This window comes from Paenibacillus sp. LT-B23 (assembly GCF_059417685.1).
The window spans coordinates 47,972-63,511 of record NZ_JBSQBM010000029.1 but is presented as its reverse complement, the minus strand read 5'-3'; the positions used below and the strand labels follow the sequence as shown (position 1 = coordinate 63,511).

Annotated in this window: 14 protein-coding genes and 1 rRNA gene; all 15 read left to right on the top strand. The window is 47.2% G+C overall.

The genetic code is table 11. From position 1 onward, the window contains the following. The first annotated feature begins 80 nt into the window (after positions 1-80). The 15 genes from rrf to cysE all read left to right on the top strand — a co-directional run bounded on the left by rrf (position 81) and on the right by cysE (position 15,517). Positions 81-197: ribosomal RNA gene (gene rrf / locus ACWXW9_RS26250) — 5S ribosomal RNA — on the top strand. Positions 198-361: 164 nt separating this feature from the next. Further along, positions 362-1,549, top strand: coding sequence for a GNAT family N-acetyltransferase (locus tag ACWXW9_RS26245; protein ID WP_494931777.1), 1,188 nt, complete (start codon positions 362-364; stop codon positions 1,547-1,549). A gap of 569 nt (positions 1,550-2,118) precedes the next feature. After that, entirely contained in the window at positions 2,119-2,583 is a 465-nt protein-coding gene (locus ACWXW9_RS26240; protein ID WP_014278341.1) for a CtsR family transcriptional regulator, read from the top strand. A gap of 63 nt (positions 2,584-2,646) precedes the next feature. After that, on the top strand, positions 2,647-3,171 hold the full coding sequence (gene mcsA, locus ACWXW9_RS26235) for a protein-arginine kinase activator protein McsA (protein ID WP_494931776.1): 525 nt from the start codon (positions 2,647-2,649) through the stop codon (positions 3,169-3,171). A 29-nt stretch (positions 3,172-3,200) separates the two neighbouring features. Further along, complete coding sequence (gene mcsB, locus ACWXW9_RS26230) at positions 3,201-4,265, top strand: protein-arginine kinase McsB (RefSeq protein ID WP_494931775.1); 1,065 nt, start codon at positions 3,201-3,203, stop codon at positions 4,263-4,265. A 44-nt stretch (positions 4,266-4,309) separates the two neighbouring features. Next, positions 4,310-6,754 (top strand): ATP-dependent protease ATP-binding subunit ClpC, encoded by a 2,445-nt coding sequence (gene clpC / locus ACWXW9_RS26225; protein WP_137060438.1) that lies wholly within the window; start codon positions 4,310-4,312, stop codon positions 6,752-6,754. A gap of 313 nt (positions 6,755-7,067) precedes the next feature. Then, positions 7,068-8,441 (top strand): DNA repair protein RadA, encoded by a 1,374-nt coding sequence (gene radA / locus ACWXW9_RS26220; protein WP_134912279.1) that lies wholly within the window; start codon positions 7,068-7,070, stop codon positions 8,439-8,441. A 12-nt stretch (positions 8,442-8,453) separates the two neighbouring features. After that, on the top strand, positions 8,454-9,530 hold the full coding sequence (gene disA, locus ACWXW9_RS26215; RefSeq protein WP_134912280.1) for a DNA integrity scanning diadenylate cyclase DisA: 1,077 nt from the start codon (positions 8,454-8,456) through the stop codon (positions 9,528-9,530). Between the two features lie 54 nt (positions 9,531-9,584). After that, entirely contained in the window at positions 9,585-10,331 is a 747-nt protein-coding gene (gene pssA / locus ACWXW9_RS26210; RefSeq protein WP_494931774.1) for a CDP-diacylglycerol--serine O-phosphatidyltransferase, read from the top strand. A gap of 191 nt (positions 10,332-10,522) precedes the next feature. Then, positions 10,523-11,608 (top strand): PIN/TRAM domain-containing protein, encoded by a 1,086-nt coding sequence (locus ACWXW9_RS26205; protein ID WP_431086556.1) that lies wholly within the window; start codon positions 10,523-10,525, stop codon positions 11,606-11,608. 70 nt (positions 11,609-11,678) lie between these two features. Further along, positions 11,679-12,377 (top strand): 2-C-methyl-D-erythritol 4-phosphate cytidylyltransferase, encoded by a 699-nt coding sequence (gene ispD, locus ACWXW9_RS26200; RefSeq protein ID WP_494931779.1) that lies wholly within the window; start codon positions 11,679-11,681, stop codon positions 12,375-12,377. Continuing rightward, complete coding sequence (ispF, locus tag ACWXW9_RS26195) at positions 12,374-12,865, top strand: 2-C-methyl-D-erythritol 2,4-cyclodiphosphate synthase (RefSeq protein ID WP_134912287.1); 492 nt, start codon at positions 12,374-12,376, stop codon at positions 12,863-12,865. The genes ispD and ispF overlap by 4 nt, the downstream gene beginning before the upstream one ends. Before the next feature lie 24 nt (positions 12,866-12,889). Next, positions 12,890-14,350 (top strand): glutamate--tRNA ligase, encoded by a 1,461-nt coding sequence (gene gltX / locus ACWXW9_RS26190; protein ID WP_494931773.1) that lies wholly within the window; start codon positions 12,890-12,892, stop codon positions 14,348-14,350. Positions 14,351-14,568: 218 nt separating this feature from the next. After that, positions 14,569-14,826, top strand: a complete 258-nt coding sequence (locus ACWXW9_RS26185) for a hypothetical protein (protein WP_494931772.1) — start codon at positions 14,569-14,571, stop codon at positions 14,824-14,826. Positions 14,827-14,836: 10 nt separating this feature from the next. After that, positions 14,837-15,517 carry a serine O-acetyltransferase gene (cysE, locus tag ACWXW9_RS26180; RefSeq protein ID WP_494931771.1) on the top strand — a complete coding sequence of 227 codons (681 nt, stop codon included), beginning with the start codon at positions 14,837-14,839 and terminating at the stop codon, positions 15,515-15,517. Positions 15,518-15,540: the final 23 nt, after the last annotated feature.

The following is a 15,540-nucleotide window of genomic DNA, read 5'->3' as shown; positions in this document are numbered from 1 at the left end:
GGCAAGCGCAGGGCTATTCATTTACACGATTAGTGATGAACCGAATACCCATACGGAAGAATTTGTTTTACAAATTCATGTTTGGTGGCGATAGCGGAGGGGTTCCACACGTACCCATCCCGAACACGACCGTTAAGCCCTCCAGCGCCGATGGTACTTGGACCGCAGGGTCCTGGGAGAGTAGGACGTCGCCAAGCAAAAGTAAGAAGGACCATGATCTCCTTGAGATTGTGGTTCTTTTTTTATACATTTTTACTATAACCATCTGTTCCTAAGGTTGACAGAGAACCAAGGCTTTGCGACACTCTAAAGGTGTGATCTTTTTGCGGAAGTCCAAGTATACGAGCGAGGTGACGAACTTATGGAAATCAGGCAATTACAACGTGAGGAATTTGAAGCTACTATTGAGTTGTCTCAATATGCTTTTCAGTTTACAATGTCCCCGGAGGATCTGGAGAAATCCAAAAAGAAATTCAAACCAGAACAAACTTGGGGGATATTCGATGGAAATGACTTGAATGCAAAGCTGACTTTGTTACCGCTACAGGTATACATACAAGGTCAGATTTTTGACATGGGGGGCATTGCTGGTGTGGCAACGTGGCCGGAAAAACGGCGCGGGGGTCTGGTTTCACGCCTTTTAACGCATGCGCTTGAAGAGATGAAGGATGTGGGGCAGAGTCTTTCTTTTTTACACCCTTTCTCCTTTGCCTTCTATCGTAAATTTGGATGGGAAACGTATATTGAATACAAGAAGTATATCATTCCGATCGATAAGTTCCCTGCCAAGCTTAAAACCGAAGGAATGGTCAAACGGGATGTGAAGGATATTTCTGATCTGGACCAAGTGTATCAAGCCTATGCTTCGCGCTATAATGGTACACTGGTACGAAACAAGGAATGGTGGCAAGAGCGGACATTAAATAAAAACTACCGGACCGCAGTGTACTATTCTGAAGCAGGCGATCCTCAGGGATATGCTTTATACAAAATTGAAGATAAGCAATTAAATTGCGACGAACTGGTATATATTAATGAAACGGCACGGCGGGCGTTGTGGACGTATTTTGCCAATCATGATTCGATGATAACCCAGGGTAAATTTATTTACATTCCGGCCGATGATAAGCTGCCATTTCTACTGGATGATCCACAAATTCAGCAGGAAACAGTGCCTTATTTTATGGGCCGTATTGTAGATGCTGCTGCTTTTGTGGAGAAATATCCTTTTGAGGCCATTGGAGAGGAAACACATTTGACCTTATATCTGACAGATCGTTATGCTCCATGGAATGAAGGAATATGGACATTGACGGTCACCGCGGAAGGGCAAGGACATTTGGACAGAGTGGATTCAAACAGTTCTTCCGAGGACGCAATAGAAGCTGACTTGAGTGTGAGTATCCAATCGCTGACCACCCTGATGCTTGGCTATCAGCGGCCTGATGATCTGTATAAGTGGAGTCGTATTACAGGGCGCAGCGAGTCTGTATCTGCATTAGAACGTGTAATACCGGTAACACAAACATTTTTGCTGGATTTTTTCTAATTGTAACGCTCTTAAATGCTCTTGAGTCTTTATTTTTTAGGGAATATATCTTAAATACCTTTTATAAGGTGTGGATGATTTTAACGATATTTTTCAGAACTCTTTCCGAAAAGGGAAGAGTTTTTCTTATATTGTATAAAACATAATTAGATTGCGAAAAATGATATTGACCCCTTGGCAAAAATATATTTTGTGCTATAATGTGAATATAGTCAAAGAAAGTCAAAGTCAATGGAGCCTGTAGTGCTTCATTAGAGTGGTGTGAATACGCTGAGTTTTTAGCCGTATATAATACATTGACACCAACACAGCATGAAAAGATAGACCTGATTTGTTGATGAACATCCACTGTAATCTCATGGGCGTGAGGAAAGGTGTATGATCTATTACAATTAAAGGTCACACTAGAAGCTAAACGGGATGTTTTTAAGTGAGGACGGAGGGTGAATTAGCTCCGCTACTGGCTTAGATTCGTGACTTTACCGTTTGGTTAAGTTCAATATACGGCGGACTCTGTGGAGCGTGAAATGTACTGAATATTTGCGTTTCCGTTAGTGGAGGATGATGAAATGCGCAATGTTTCCGATATTATTGAACAATATTTGAAGAGCATATTGCTGGAAAGTCCCAAAGGTTTAGTGGAAATTCAGCGCAATGATTTGGCTGACCGCTTTTCCTGCGTGCCGTCGCAAATTAATTATGTAATCAGTACCCGTTTTACGCTGGAAAAAGGCTATGTGGTGGAAAGTAAGCGCGGTGGTGGAGGATACATTCGCATTCAGCGAATTCAACTGCCCGCACAGCATGCGATCCATACCCATCTCCATCAAAGCATTGGAGAGGAAATTAGTCAATCGGCAGCGGAAGGGCTGATTTATCAGTTGGAGGAAGCCCATTTTTTAAGCAAAAGGGAAGCTGGTTTAATGAAGGCCGCTTTATCAAGGGACACATTATTGCTGAAACTTCCCTATCGTGACCAGCTACGGGCAAGGCTGCTCAAGGCTATGCTGATTTCGTTGCTGGTGGCCAGATAGCGTGTGATTCAAGATTTGGATGTAGGGATTTATAAAAATCCTGACGCTGAAGGAGGTGCTTTTATGCTGTGCCAAGAATGTAATAAACGGCCGGCAACTTTGCATTTCACCAAAATTGTGAATGGCGAAAAGACAGAGTTTCATATTTGTGAGACGTGTGCAAAGGAAAAAGGGGAGATGATCCCTGGTACACCTAATGGCTTTTCAATTCATAGCCTATTGTCGGGTATGCTGGATTTCGAATCCAGTACGAAGAGCCAGTCGCCAGGCCATAGCGGTCAGCAGAACCTGCAATGCAAGGAGTGTGGCATGACCTATGCACAGTTCAGTAAGCTGGGGCGCTTTGGGTGCCCGTCGTGCTATCAATATTTTGACAGCCGTCTAGACCCTTTGTTCAAGCGTGTGCATGGCAGTACGAGCCATGTGGGCAAGGTTCCGGTTCGCACCGGAGGTCGATTGAAGGTTAAACGGCAAATTGACGATCTGAAAAAAGAGATGCAGCAACATATTGTACAGGAAGAATTCGAATCAGCCGCTGAGCTTAGGGATCAAATCAGAGAGCTTGAAAAAGAAATGACTGAAGAGTAAAGTTTGTGAAGAGTAGGAGGGGATGCGTAATGCCTAATATCCGGTTTACGGAAAAGCCGCTAAGTGATTGGATGCGTGGTGATGCTGCGGATTCAGAGATTGTCATTAGTAGCCGGGTGAGAATTGCGCGTAACTTGCAGCATCTGCCTTTTCCCATGCTTGCTACCAACCAGCAGTCGGAAGAAGCACTTCAACGCTTGACGGATATCCTTCAGTATGATGATTTAGGACGCTTTGGTACCTTTCATACCCTGAAAATATCCGAGTTGGATGAGATCGACAAGCAGGTGCTAGTTGAGAAGCATTTGATTAGCCCTAATTTGGCGAACGAATCTCGTAACGGTGCTGTTTTGATTAGCGATGATGAATCGGTTAGTGTTATGATAAACGAAGAGGATCATCTGCGTATCCAGTGCTTATATCCGGGATGTCAGGTTAGAGAAGCTTGGGAACGTGCTACGGTTATTGATGATGCATTTGAGGCGCATGTCGATTATGCATTTGATGATCGTAGAGGCTTTCTGACCAGTTGTCCGACGAATGTTGGCACAGGGATGAGAGCTTCAGTGATGATGCATCTGCCCGCACTGGTCATGACTCATCAGATTAACCGCATTTTGTCTGCTGTTTCACAGGTAGGTCTTACCGTTCGCGGTATTTATGGTGAAGGCAGCGAAGCGGTCGGCAATCTGTTTCAGGTATCCAATCAGATTACACTGGGACAAACCGAAGCGGAAATTATCGAAAATCTGCATGGCGTTGTGCTGCAAATTATAGAGCATGAACGTTCCGCCAGGGAACGGCTGATGAATGAGTCCATGCTGCGGATTACGGATCGGGTGATGCGTTCATTCGGTATTTTGTCATATGCAGCGGTACTGGATTCCAAGGAGGCCGCACAGCGATTGTCCGATGTACGTCTTGGCGTGGACTTGGGGATTTTGGAGCGTCCATCCACCGCAGCGATGAATGAGCTGAATGTGATGACGCAACCCGGATTTCTGCAAAAAAGCTTTGGTGATAAAATGAATACCGGTGAGCGCGATATGTACCGGGCGAAGCTGATCCGGCAAAAATTAGGCACAACCCTTTAATATATAGAATGATCTGAAATACACACTGTGGAGGTGCAGGATATATGATGTTTGGAAGATTTACGGAACGCGCACAAAAAGTGCTTGCCTTGGCTCAGGAAGAAGCTGTTCGATTGGGACACAACAACATTGGCACGGAGCACATTTTGCTCGGCCTCATTCGTGAAGGTGAAGGAATTGCAGCGAAAGCCTTGATTGGTTTAGGGCTGGGACTGGAAAAAATTCAGGATGAAGTGGAAACGCTGATTGGACGCGGTCAAGAACAACCGACGAACATTGCCTATACTCCACGCGCCAAAAAGGTTATCGAGCTGTCTATGGATGAAGCTCGTAAGCTGGGCCATACCTATGTAGGTACAGAGCATATTTTGCTCGGTCTTATCCGTGAAGGCGAAGGTGTAGCAGCCCGTGTACTGAATAACTTGGGTATCAGCCTGAACAAAGCACGTCAGCAAGTGCTTCAATTGCTTGGCAGCAGCGAGGCTGTTTCCAGCCATCACGGTGCTCCGGCTAATGTCAGCACACCAACGCTGGACAGCTTGGCACGTGATTTGACGGCATCTGCGAAGGAAAACAATCTGGATCCTGTCATTGGGCGTAGTAAGGAAATTGAGCGTGTAATTCAGGTGCTCAGCCGCCGTACGAAGAACAATCCGGTTCTGATCGGTGAGCCAGGGGTAGGTAAAACGGCAATTGCCGAAGGACTGGCGCAAAAAATTATTGCCAATGAGATTCCCGAAACGCTGCGTGACAAGCGTGTTATGACCCTGGATATGGGTTCTGTGGTAGCAGGTACCAAATATCGTGGTGAATTCGAGGATCGCTTGAAAAAGATTATGGACGAGATTCGTCAGGCCGGAAATATCGTATTGTTCATTGATGAGCTGCATACGCTGATCGGTGCTGGTGGAGCGGAAGGTGCAATTGATGCTTCCAATATCCTGAAGCCTGCTCTGGCACGTGGCGAGCTGCAATGCATCGGTGCAACAACGCTGGACGAATACCGCAAATATATTGAGAAGGACGCCGCTTTGGAACGTCGCTTCCAGCCGATAACGGTAGATCAGCCTTCTCCAGAAGAAGCTATTCAAATTCTGTACGGCCTACGTGACCGTTATGAAGCGCATCATCGTGTGAAAATTACGGATGAAGCCATTGAAGCGGCAGTAAAATTGTCGGATCGTTATATCACCGACCGCTTCCTGCCGGATAAAGCAATTGACCTTATTGATGAAGCAGGTTCCAAGGTAAGGCTGAATTCCTACACGGTACCGCCAAACCTGAAACAACTGGAAAACCGTCTGGAAGATATCCGTAAGGAAAAGGATTCGGCTGTACAAAGCCAGGAATTCGAAAAGGCTGCTGCACTGCGTGATACAGAGCAGAAAATTCGTGAAGAGCTAGATGTTACGAAAAACCAGTGGAAAGAGCAACAAGGGCGTACAGATTCCGAAGTAACACCGGAGGATATTGCTCAGGTCGTTGCGATCTGGACAGGTGTTCCGGTCAGCAAGCTGAAAGAGGAAGAAACGCATCGTTTGCTGAATATGGAAGAGTTGTTACATGAGCGGGTAATTGGGCAAGATGAAGCAGTGAAGGCAGTTAGCCGGGCTATTCGCCGGGCACGTGCCGGGCTGAAAGATCCGAAACGTCCAATCGGCTCCTTTATTTTCCTCGGTCCAACCGGGGTTGGTAAAACCGAGCTGGCACGCGCTTTGGCTGAATCCATGTTCGGAGATGAAAATGCGGTTATCCGAATCGATATGTCTGAATACATGGAGAAGCATTCCACGTCCCGTCTGGTAGGAGCGCCTCCAGGATATGTTGGATATGAAGAAGGCGGTCAATTGACTGAGAAGGTACGTCGTAAACCTTACTCCGTCGTACTGCTGGATGAGATTGAAAAAGCACATCCAGAAGTATTCAACATTCTTCTGCAAGTGCTGGAAGATGGACGTCTGACGGATTCCAAAGGCCGTGTTGTCGATTTCCGCAACACACTCATCATCCTGACATCCAATGTGGGTGCACAGGCAATCAAACGTAACTCCACGCTCGGCTTTACAGCTGTTGTGGACGCTGGAGCGGATTATGATAACATGAAGGGCAAAGTGATGGATGAACTGAAGAAAAGCTTCCGTCCCGAGTTCTTGAACCGGATTGATGAAATTATCGTTTTCCATTCTCTCGAAGAAAAACACATTGCCGAAATCGTGTCGCTCATGTCCGAAGAGCTGCGTAAGCGTCTGAATGAGTACGAGGTTGACTTTGAGTTGACAGACAAGGCTAAGGCATTCCTTGCGAAGGAAGGCTTTGATCCGGCGTATGGTGCGCGTCCATTGCGTCGTGCAATCCAGAAGCATATCGAGGACCGTCTGTCCGAGGAGTTGCTGTCGGGTAATATCACTAAAGGTGATTCTCTCTTTATTGATGAAGAGAACGGTGCGTTGACCGTAACGAAAAAGGATAACGTATCCGCGAAGTCCTGAGCATTGTACTGAGTAGGCAATAAGAGTTAATGATAATCCTCGGCTTTTGCCCAAAAGGACAGAAGTACGATAGGTTAGCACAATAAAAGTGGTCAGAAAGGGTGTCTCGCAGGCTGAAAAGCTGTGGCGAAGGCACCCTTTTTGTATATAAATCACTGTGAAACGGTCGGATAAGTGCTTTGGAAAAGTTTGTGATATCGCTTTACGTCCGCCAAGCTTCAATGGTAAACTTTTATTGTTACAGCTCTTTCCGGGCTGTGTGAAGATAAATCCGACATTGATCGTTGTCATATAAGGAGCCAAGGAACAAAGTATGGCTAAAGTGAAAACTAAATTTTCCTGTACGGAGTGCGGTTATGAATCGCCCAAATGGTATGGAAAATGTCCCGGATGCCAGGCATGGAATTCCATGGTGGAGGAAACGGAAAGCGTTGTTAAAACTCAAGGAATGGGTTCTTCCCTTCTTACTCATAGCACAAAAGATAAACCGCTCCCTATTATCGAAGTGGAGAGTGGCAAAGAAGCACGAATTTTGACGGGAATAGGCGAATTGAATCGCGTGCTCGGGGGAGGCGTGGTGCCGGGTTCACTCGTTCTGGTGGGCGGTGATCCGGGGATTGGAAAATCTACGCTTATGCTACAGACATCGAATGAGCTGGCTTTAACCGGTTTAAAGGTGCTTTATGTGTCAGGTGAGGAATCCGTTCGTCAGACGAAGCTGCGTGCAGACCGTCTCGGTGCCTTATCCCCCAATTTATACGTATTATGTGAGACGAATTTGGAGACGATTGAAGAAGCGGTAGACAGCTTGAAACCGGAGTTTCTGGTGATTGACTCTATCCAGACTGTATATTTGCCTGAGGTGACGAGTGCGCCGGGGAGTGTAGCACAGGTACGGGAATGTACTTCACGTTTTATGCGGATTGCCAAGGGATTAGGTATTGCAACGGTGCTGGTAGGACATGTGACCAAGGAAGGGGCCATTGCAGGCCCGCGTCTGTTGGAGCATATGGTCGATTGCGTGCTTTATTTTGAAGGAGAGCGTCATCATACGTATCGGCTGTTGCGTGCGGTTAAGAATCGTTTTGGCTCTACGAATGAAATTGGTATTTTTGAAATGGCTGAAAGCGGCTTGCGTGAGGTGTCGAATCCTTCCGAACTGTTCTTGTCCGAACGACCTTTGGGGGTGGCTGGTTCCACAGTCGTCGCCAGTATGGAAGGGACCCGACCTGTATTAGTTGAGCTGCAAGCGCTGATTGCGACTACACACTTTCCTTCTCCGCGCCGAATGGGTACAGGGGTTGACCATCACCGAATGGGATTGATTATAGCCGTGTTGGAAAAGCGGATGGGGATGTTTTTGCAAAATCAGGATGCGTATCTAAATGTGGCCGGGGGCGTAAAACTGGATGAGCCAGCGGTGGACCTGGCTATAGCGGTGAGTATTGCTTCCAGCTTTCGGGATGCGCCTACCAAGCCGTACGATGTGATTTTTGGCGAGGTGGGGTTGACGGGTGAGGTGCGCGCTGTATCTAGAGCGGAGCAGCGTGTGCGGGAAGCAGAGAAGCTGGGTTTTAAACGGGTGATTATGCCGGAGAAGAGTCTGAAGGGCTGGACGCATCCGAAAGGGATACAAATTGTAGGAGTAGGAACGGTGGCAGATGCATTGGCAGCCGCATTAGATTAGGGGGCAATGAGAATGAAAGAAGCGAGCCAACTGGATAAAATGAATGATTTGCTGCGGCTTGTGGCACCGGGAACTCCCTTTCGCGACGGACTGGAAAACGTGCTGCGCGCCAAAACAGGCGCTCTTCTGGTCGTTGGCTATAGCCCGGAGGTAATGGAGGTCGTGGACGGCGGCTTCTCGATTAACTGTGATTTTTCACCGAACTATTTGTATGAACTGGCTAAGATGGACGGTGCCATCATACTGAGTGAGGATTTGAAACGGATTTTATACGCAAATACGCAATTGATTCCTGATTCTTCTATCTCATCGATTGAAACGGGTATTCGTCACCGGACAGCGGAGCGGGTTGCCAAGCAAACTGGCAAGTTAGTCGTATCTATTTCGCAGCGGCGTAATATTATTACATTGTATCAGGGAACGCTGAGATATGCGCTCAAGGAAATCGGAGTTATTTTAACCAAAGCCAATCAGGCCATTCAGACGCTGGAAAAGTATAGATCCGTGTTGGGGCAAGCCTCGACGAATTTGACGGCATCCGAATTTGAAGAATTAGTGACCATGCCCGAAGTGGTAAATGTTATCCAACGGATCGAAATGGTGCTGCGCATCAAAATGGAAATCAAACGATTTATTAACGAGCTTGGGAATGAGGGCCGTTTAATTAGCATGCAGATGGATGAGCTTGTCAGTAATATCGAGGAAGAGGCTTGGCTACTGTATAAGGATTATGCCAAAGACGATAGCGATGAGAAAATTCGTGGCATTATATTGGGTCTCAAGCGTTCCACGGACGATGAGCTGCTGGATGCAAATCATATTGTGCGTTTGCTGGGATACCCGTCTTCGGCTGCGACATCTGAAGAATATATCGTGGCCCGCGGTTATCGGGTGCTGAACAAGATACCACGTCTACCGAATGTGATCATTCACAATCTGGTGGAGCGGTTTGGACGTTTTCCGCATGTTATGACAGCGACGATTGAAGAACTGGATGAAGTAGATGGCATTGGAGAAGTCCGTGCGCGTACCATTAAAGAGGGACTCAAACGATTGCAGGAACAAGTTTTCATTGACAGGCAAATGTAAATGTAATACAGTGAAAGGATTATAATGGAACAATTCATACATTGAGGTGAAGAGATGATTACCAAATCAATTCCGAACATGTGTACCTTAGGTAACTTGTTTCTCGGAATGATCGCCATTTTATTGGCCGTAGACGGAAAATACAGTCTTGCCGCTATTATGGTTATTGTCGCCATGTTGTTGGACGGACTGGATGGACGAATGGCCCGGGCGCTAAATGCCCAGAGCGAATTCGGTAAAGAACTGGACTCCTTATCAGATATGATATCTTTTGGTGTAGCTCCCGCAGTTATTATGTACATGGTTGCTTTTCATGATGCTAATTCGGCTTTGGCCTGGACGGTTACGGCTATTTTTCCGATGTGCGGAGCGTTACGTTTGGCTCGTTTTAATGTACGTCCCGGTGTACCGGGTTATTTTACAGGCTTGCCGATTCCGGCAGCAGGTGGAGTGCTGGCGACTTTATCTTTGTTTCATAATGATGTTTCTATGTTTTACATGTCGGTTGCGATGCTGCTTGTCTCTTATTTGATGGTCAGCTCGATGAAATATCCGAATTTAAAAAAGGTGGGCCTTCCGAAGAAAGCGATCTGGATCGCTCCATGGGTTGTGGTTGCTGCCGTTGTACTGGCAGTTAAATTCCCGGATCAATTATCGAAGCTGATTTTCGTACCGTTGGTGCTGTATGCATTGTATGGCATGAAACTGAATATCCGTAAGCTGTCACGTAGACGCGGGCGCGGACGGGGACGTTCCACTCAGGAAGAACAGGATGACCAATATCGTCATTCACAACATTAGAATTAGGCGAGAAAACAATAAAGCATTTATATCCTTGAATCATTTCAGGGAGATAGATGCTTTTTTTATGCATAAAAAATCAAATACATAGGGTTAGTTGCGTGAGAATTGGATCATACTGGTAAGGAAAGTGATGTATAACCAATAAATACCAGGGTGCAAAAAGAAAACAAAGGAGGTATAGAGACTCGATGTTAAGAAAGGCTATTTTAACTTTTACAGGATTGTGCGGAGCATGGTTCGGCTATACGTTATACCATCGGGTAGGAGGTATCGTATCATGGCTGCCCCAGTGGTTGAGTGATGGTTCTTTACCGGGAATGGCTGTTTGGATGATTGCGGGAGCTGTGTTATTTATGGCTGGATGTTCGCTCGCCGGAACAGCTGTGGCGAATCGTTTACAGCAGGGGATCGAAGGTTTGGTACGGATTCCAATGAACGAGATGATGGCAGGTGCGATTGGATTAGCGGTGGGCTTGATCCTTTCCTTAGCAGTTTACCCGCTCTTGTCATGGCTGGGGGCACCAGGTCAACTGATTCAAACGGCTGTTACCATCGTATGCGGATATGTGGGTGTGATGGTCGGACTGGAAAAGCGGGACGAGCTGTCCTCATTTTGGAGTTCGGGATTTTTTGGTCGAGGTACGGGTGTGGAAGAACGCAAGCTGGAGGAACATAAAATTTTGGACACCAGCGTAATTATAGACGGACGTATTGCGGATATTTGCAAGACGGGTTTTATCGAAGGCACGATTGTTATTCCGGAATTTGTGCTGGAGGAGCTTCAGCATATTGCAGATTCGTCGGATTTGCTCAAGCGTAACCGCGGGCGGCGAGGTCTGGATATTTTGAACAAGATTCAAAAAGAGTTGGATGTAAATGTATTGATTTACGAAGGAGATTTTGAGGAGATTTCAGAGGTCGACAGCAAGCTGGTCAAGCTGGCAAAGGTGCTACAGGGTAAGGTGGTAACGAACGATTTTAACCTGAATAAGGTGTGCGAGCTTCAAGGTGTATCGGTGCTGAATATTAATGACTTGGCAAATGCAGTGAAGCCTGTAGTGCTGCCCGGTGAGGAAATTATGGTGCAGATTATCAAAGACGGCAAGGAGCATGGGCAAGGTGTGGCCTATCTGGATGATGGTACGATGATCGTTGTGGAAGGCGGACGTGACTACATCGGTTCGCTGATGGAGGTGCTGGTTACAAGCGTACTTCAGACCTCTGCGGGGCGTATGATTTTTGCCAAACCGAAATTATTGGAAAAAGCTCAATAAACGCGGTATGATGAAGTAGATGTGTAATCATACGGATCGTCCAGAGGCGATCAAGGCAGGAGTCATTTCAATGAACAATCGGGTAGGAGTCGTCATTGTGGCGGCCGGGCGCGGCTCCCGTATGGGAACGCCGGAAAGCAAGCAATTTTTGCTTTTGCGGGACAAGCCCATCTTCATACATACACTTGAAATATTCGCAGCCATACCCGAAGTGGATGAAATGGTGATGGTGACGGGGGCAGAAGATGTCGAGCGCTGCCAAGAATGGATTCGTCAATACCGGATCGGCAAGGATGTACAGGTGGTGGCTGGTGGCAGTGAACGCCAGCATTCGGTATATCGCGGTTTGAGCCACCTGCAAGCAGATTGGGTGATGGTGCATGATGGTGTACGTCCACTCATTCAGCCTGAGCTTATACGTTCATGCTTGGAGACAGCTATGCGTACCGGTGCTTCTGTAGCGGCGGTGCCTGTAAAGGATACAGTCAAGCAAGTGAACGGGGATGGTATCATTACAGCAACGCCGGATCGCCGAAGTCTGTGGAGTATTCAAACGCCACAGACTTTTCGTCTTTCCGATCTGCTGCGGGCCTATGAGAAAGCGGACCAGGCGGGATTTTTGGGGACAGACGATTCTATGCTGGTGGAGCGATTAGGGATTCCGGTGACTGTCGTTCAGGGCAGCTACAAAAACATCAAAATTACCACGCCTGAGGATTTGGATATGGCGGCGTTATGGGTAAAGACAGAGGGAGAGGATATCAGATGATCAGAGTGGGACAAGGGTTTGACGTCCACCAACTGGTGGAAGGAAGGCCGTGCATTATCGGGGGCGTGAATATTCCTTATGAAAAGGGATTGCTGGGTCATTCCGATGCTGACGTGCTGCTGCATGCGGTTAGCGACGCTATTCTGGGCGCGCTCGGTCTGGGTGACATCGGGAAGCACTTTCCAGATAACGATCCCGAATTCAAGGATGCCGACAGTCTCAAGTTGCTGGAGCATGTATGGAGTTTGGCCAAAGAGCGGGGATACCGCTTGGGGAATATTGATTCTACGATTATTGCGCAAAAGCCCAAAATGGCATCTTACATCCCGCAGATGAATGAAGTTATCGCTCGTGCGTTGGAAGCAGAAGATCCTTCCCAAGTAAACGTTAAGGCAACTACGACGGAGCAGCTTGGCTTTGCCGGGCGGGGTGAAGGAATCGCGGCTCAATCGGTTGTCTGTCTTGTAAAGGGTATGCTATCATCTTGAGAACTTAGATTTGGAGGAGATTTTATGAGCACGGAAGTTCGTGTACGTTATGCCCCAAGCCCAACAGGGCATCTGCATATTGGAAATGCCAGAACGGCATTATTTAATTATTTGTATGCTCGGAACCAAGGTGGCAAATTTATTATTCGTATTGAAGATACAGATGTGAAACGCAACATTGAAGGCGGGGAAGAAAGCCAGCTTAAATATCTGAAATGGTTGGGTATGGATTGGGATGAAAGCGTGGATGTCGGAGGCGAGTATGGACCTTACCGTCAGACTGAACGTTTGGATATATACAAAACCTATTGGCAGGATCTGCTGGATCGTGGCCTGGCTTACCGCTGTTACTGCACCGAAGAAGAACTGGAACGCGAACGTGAAGAACAGACGGAACGTGGGGAGACACCACGCTACTCCGGGAAACACCGTGATCTGACGGAGGAACAGTGTCAGGCATTCGAAGCGGAGGGTCGTGTACCAAGTATCCGTTTCCGCGTACCAGAAGATCGCGAATATACGTTTAATGATATGGTCAAAGGCCAAATTACGTTTAATTCGAAGGAAAGCGGCGATTTTGTTATCGTCAAAAAAGACGGTATTCCGACATATAACTTCGCTGTAGCAGTAGACGATCATTTGATGAAAATATCGCATGTGCTGCGGGGTGAGGACCATGTCTCCAATACACCGCGACAATTGATGATCTTTGAAGCGCTTGGATGGGAGCCTCCAATCTTTGGTCATATGACACTGATCGTGGGCGATGATCACAAAAAGCTTAGCAAACGCAACGAGTCCATTATTCAGTTCATGGAGCAGTACGACAAATTGGGCTACTTACCAGAAGCTATATTCAATTTTATTGCGCTGCTGGGTTGGTCCCCGGAAGGCGAAGAAGAAATTTATGACCGGGAACAATTGATTTCGATTTTCGATCCCAACCGTTTGTCCAAAAGTCCGGCTGTCTTTGATACCAACAAGCTGGCTTACCTGAACAATCATTATATTAAAAAAGCCGATCCTGAGCGGATTGCTGGTATGGCGATTCCTCATTTGCAAGCAGCGGGGCTGTTACCAAATGAATTATCGGAGGAACAACAGAATTGGGCTAAGGCTCTTGTTCGCTTATATCAGGAACAAATGAACTCTGCGTCCGACATTGTGGCTTTGTCTGAGCTGTTTTTCCGTTCGCATCTGGAGCTTGATGCTGAAGCGGCGGCAGTGTTGGCCGAAGAGCAGGTTCCTGAAGTACTTAAAGCCTTTGCTGGCAAGGTTGAAGTGAGCGAGGAATTTACCGCTCCACAAATGGCCAAGCTGATCAAGGAAGTTCAAAAGGAAACCGGCTTTAAAGGGAAACAGTTGTTCATGCCGATTCGTGTGGCCCTTACAGGTCAAACTCATGGACGCGATTTGAACGAAACGATCTTCCTGCTCGGACGTGACAAGGTCCTGGACCGTCTCAAGGCACAAATTAAAGGCTGATATTTCTTGTCAATTTGTTGTCTTTTCGCTATAATGACTCCATTGATACGGATTGATATTTACGTGTAAAGGCTGAGAACAGGAGAAGTACACTGCATAAGGGCATTTGCCAGAGAGGACGGCCGAGGGGAACCCCGGGGCTGGAAGCCGTCCAGATGACCTGCGGAGGAAATGCGCCTGGGAGCCGTGCGCCCGATCCCAATTAGCGTCGACTGCTGATGTGGCAAGGGTGTGCCGAATCGTTCTCGTTACCGGACGCCAAAGACGGGCTTCTCTGCTTATATGCAGCAGGTATGCCCGAAGCAGAGTGGGACCACGTTCATGCGTCTCTGCAGCTTAGGCTGCGGAGACGCTTTTTCATTTTTATCAGACTCAAACATGTTAAAGGTGAAAAATGTCGAAGTGTGCTGACGAATGCGAAAATTGGCGAAAACGCGGAGTGGTGTGGAGATGCGGCAAGGAAATGGGGGAAATAGGAGGGGCGACATGTTCAGACATATCAAATCCGACATTCAGACTGTTTTGGATAATGATCCGGCCGCCCGGAGCAAGCTGGAGGTTATTTTTACTTATTCCGGCGTTCATGCACTTTGGGCACATCGAACCGCACATTGGTTTTATCTGCGAAACTGGTGTACTCTAGCCCGTGTTATATCGCAAGTATCGAGATTTATGACAGGGATTGAAATCCATCCCGGTGCTCATATTGGAGATCGGCTGTTCATTGACCATGGCATGGGAGTTGTCATTGGGGAAACCTGCGAGATTGGTGATGATGTCGTATTATACCAGGGGGTCACTCTTGGAGGGACGGGTAAAGAAAAAGGGAAGCGCCACCCTACGATTGGGAATAATGTGGTTATAGGCTCTGGGGCCAAGATATTAGGCTCTTTTACGATTGGGGCGCAGTCCAACATTGGCTCCAACTCGGTTGTGCTAAAAGAGGTACCGCCAAACAGTACGGTGGTGGGTATCCCGGGACGGGTTGTCAGACAGGACGGTAGACGTCCAGATCGACTTAGTCACCAGTTACCCGATCCGGTCGTAGATTCTATGCGGGAGCTTCAACTGGAAATAGAACGATTGCGTGCAGAAATATCTGATTTGAAGGATGGGCGATCCGCTCAGAAACATCAGGTGGCCCAAGAGAATAAAATACAAGGATGATTTTCATTAGGGAGGAACATAAC

What these genes read in the sequence shown, in the direction of transcription:
- ACWXW9_RS26245 (WP_494931777.1), top strand. Translation starts at nt 362, where the DNA reads ATGGAAATCAGGCAATTACAACGTGAGGAATTTGAAGCTACTATTGAG.
- ACWXW9_RS26240 (WP_014278341.1), top strand. Translation starts at nt 2,119, where the DNA reads ATGCGCAATGTTTCCGATATTATTGAACAATATTTGAAGAGCATATTG.
- mcsA (WP_494931776.1), top strand. Translation starts at nt 2,647, where the DNA reads ATGCTGTGCCAAGAATGTAATAAACGGCCGGCAACTTTGCATTTCACC.
- mcsB (WP_494931775.1), top strand. Translation starts at nt 3,201, where the DNA reads ATGCCTAATATCCGGTTTACGGAAAAGCCGCTAAGTGATTGGATGCGT.
- clpC (WP_137060438.1), top strand. Translation starts at nt 4,310, where the DNA reads ATGATGTTTGGAAGATTTACGGAACGCGCACAAAAAGTGCTTGCCTTG.
- radA (WP_134912279.1), top strand. Translation starts at nt 7,068, where the DNA reads ATGGCTAAAGTGAAAACTAAATTTTCCTGTACGGAGTGCGGTTATGAA.
- disA (WP_134912280.1), top strand. Translation starts at nt 8,454, where the DNA reads ATGAAAGAAGCGAGCCAACTGGATAAAATGAATGATTTGCTGCGGCTT.
- pssA (WP_494931774.1), top strand. Translation starts at nt 9,585, where the DNA reads ATGATTACCAAATCAATTCCGAACATGTGTACCTTAGGTAACTTGTTT.
- ACWXW9_RS26205 (WP_431086556.1), top strand. Translation starts at nt 10,523, where the DNA reads ATGTTAAGAAAGGCTATTTTAACTTTTACAGGATTGTGCGGAGCATGG.
- ispD (WP_494931779.1), top strand. Translation starts at nt 11,679, where the DNA reads ATGAACAATCGGGTAGGAGTCGTCATTGTGGCGGCCGGGCGCGGCTCC.
- ispF (WP_134912287.1), top strand. Translation starts at nt 12,374, where the DNA reads ATGATCAGAGTGGGACAAGGGTTTGACGTCCACCAACTGGTGGAAGGA.
- gltX (WP_494931773.1), top strand. Translation starts at nt 12,890, where the DNA reads ATGAGCACGGAAGTTCGTGTACGTTATGCCCCAAGCCCAACAGGGCAT.
- ACWXW9_RS26185 (WP_494931772.1), top strand. Translation starts at nt 14,569, where the DNA reads ATGTGGCAAGGGTGTGCCGAATCGTTCTCGTTACCGGACGCCAAAGAC.
- cysE (WP_494931771.1), top strand. Translation starts at nt 14,837, where the DNA reads ATGTTCAGACATATCAAATCCGACATTCAGACTGTTTTGGATAATGAT.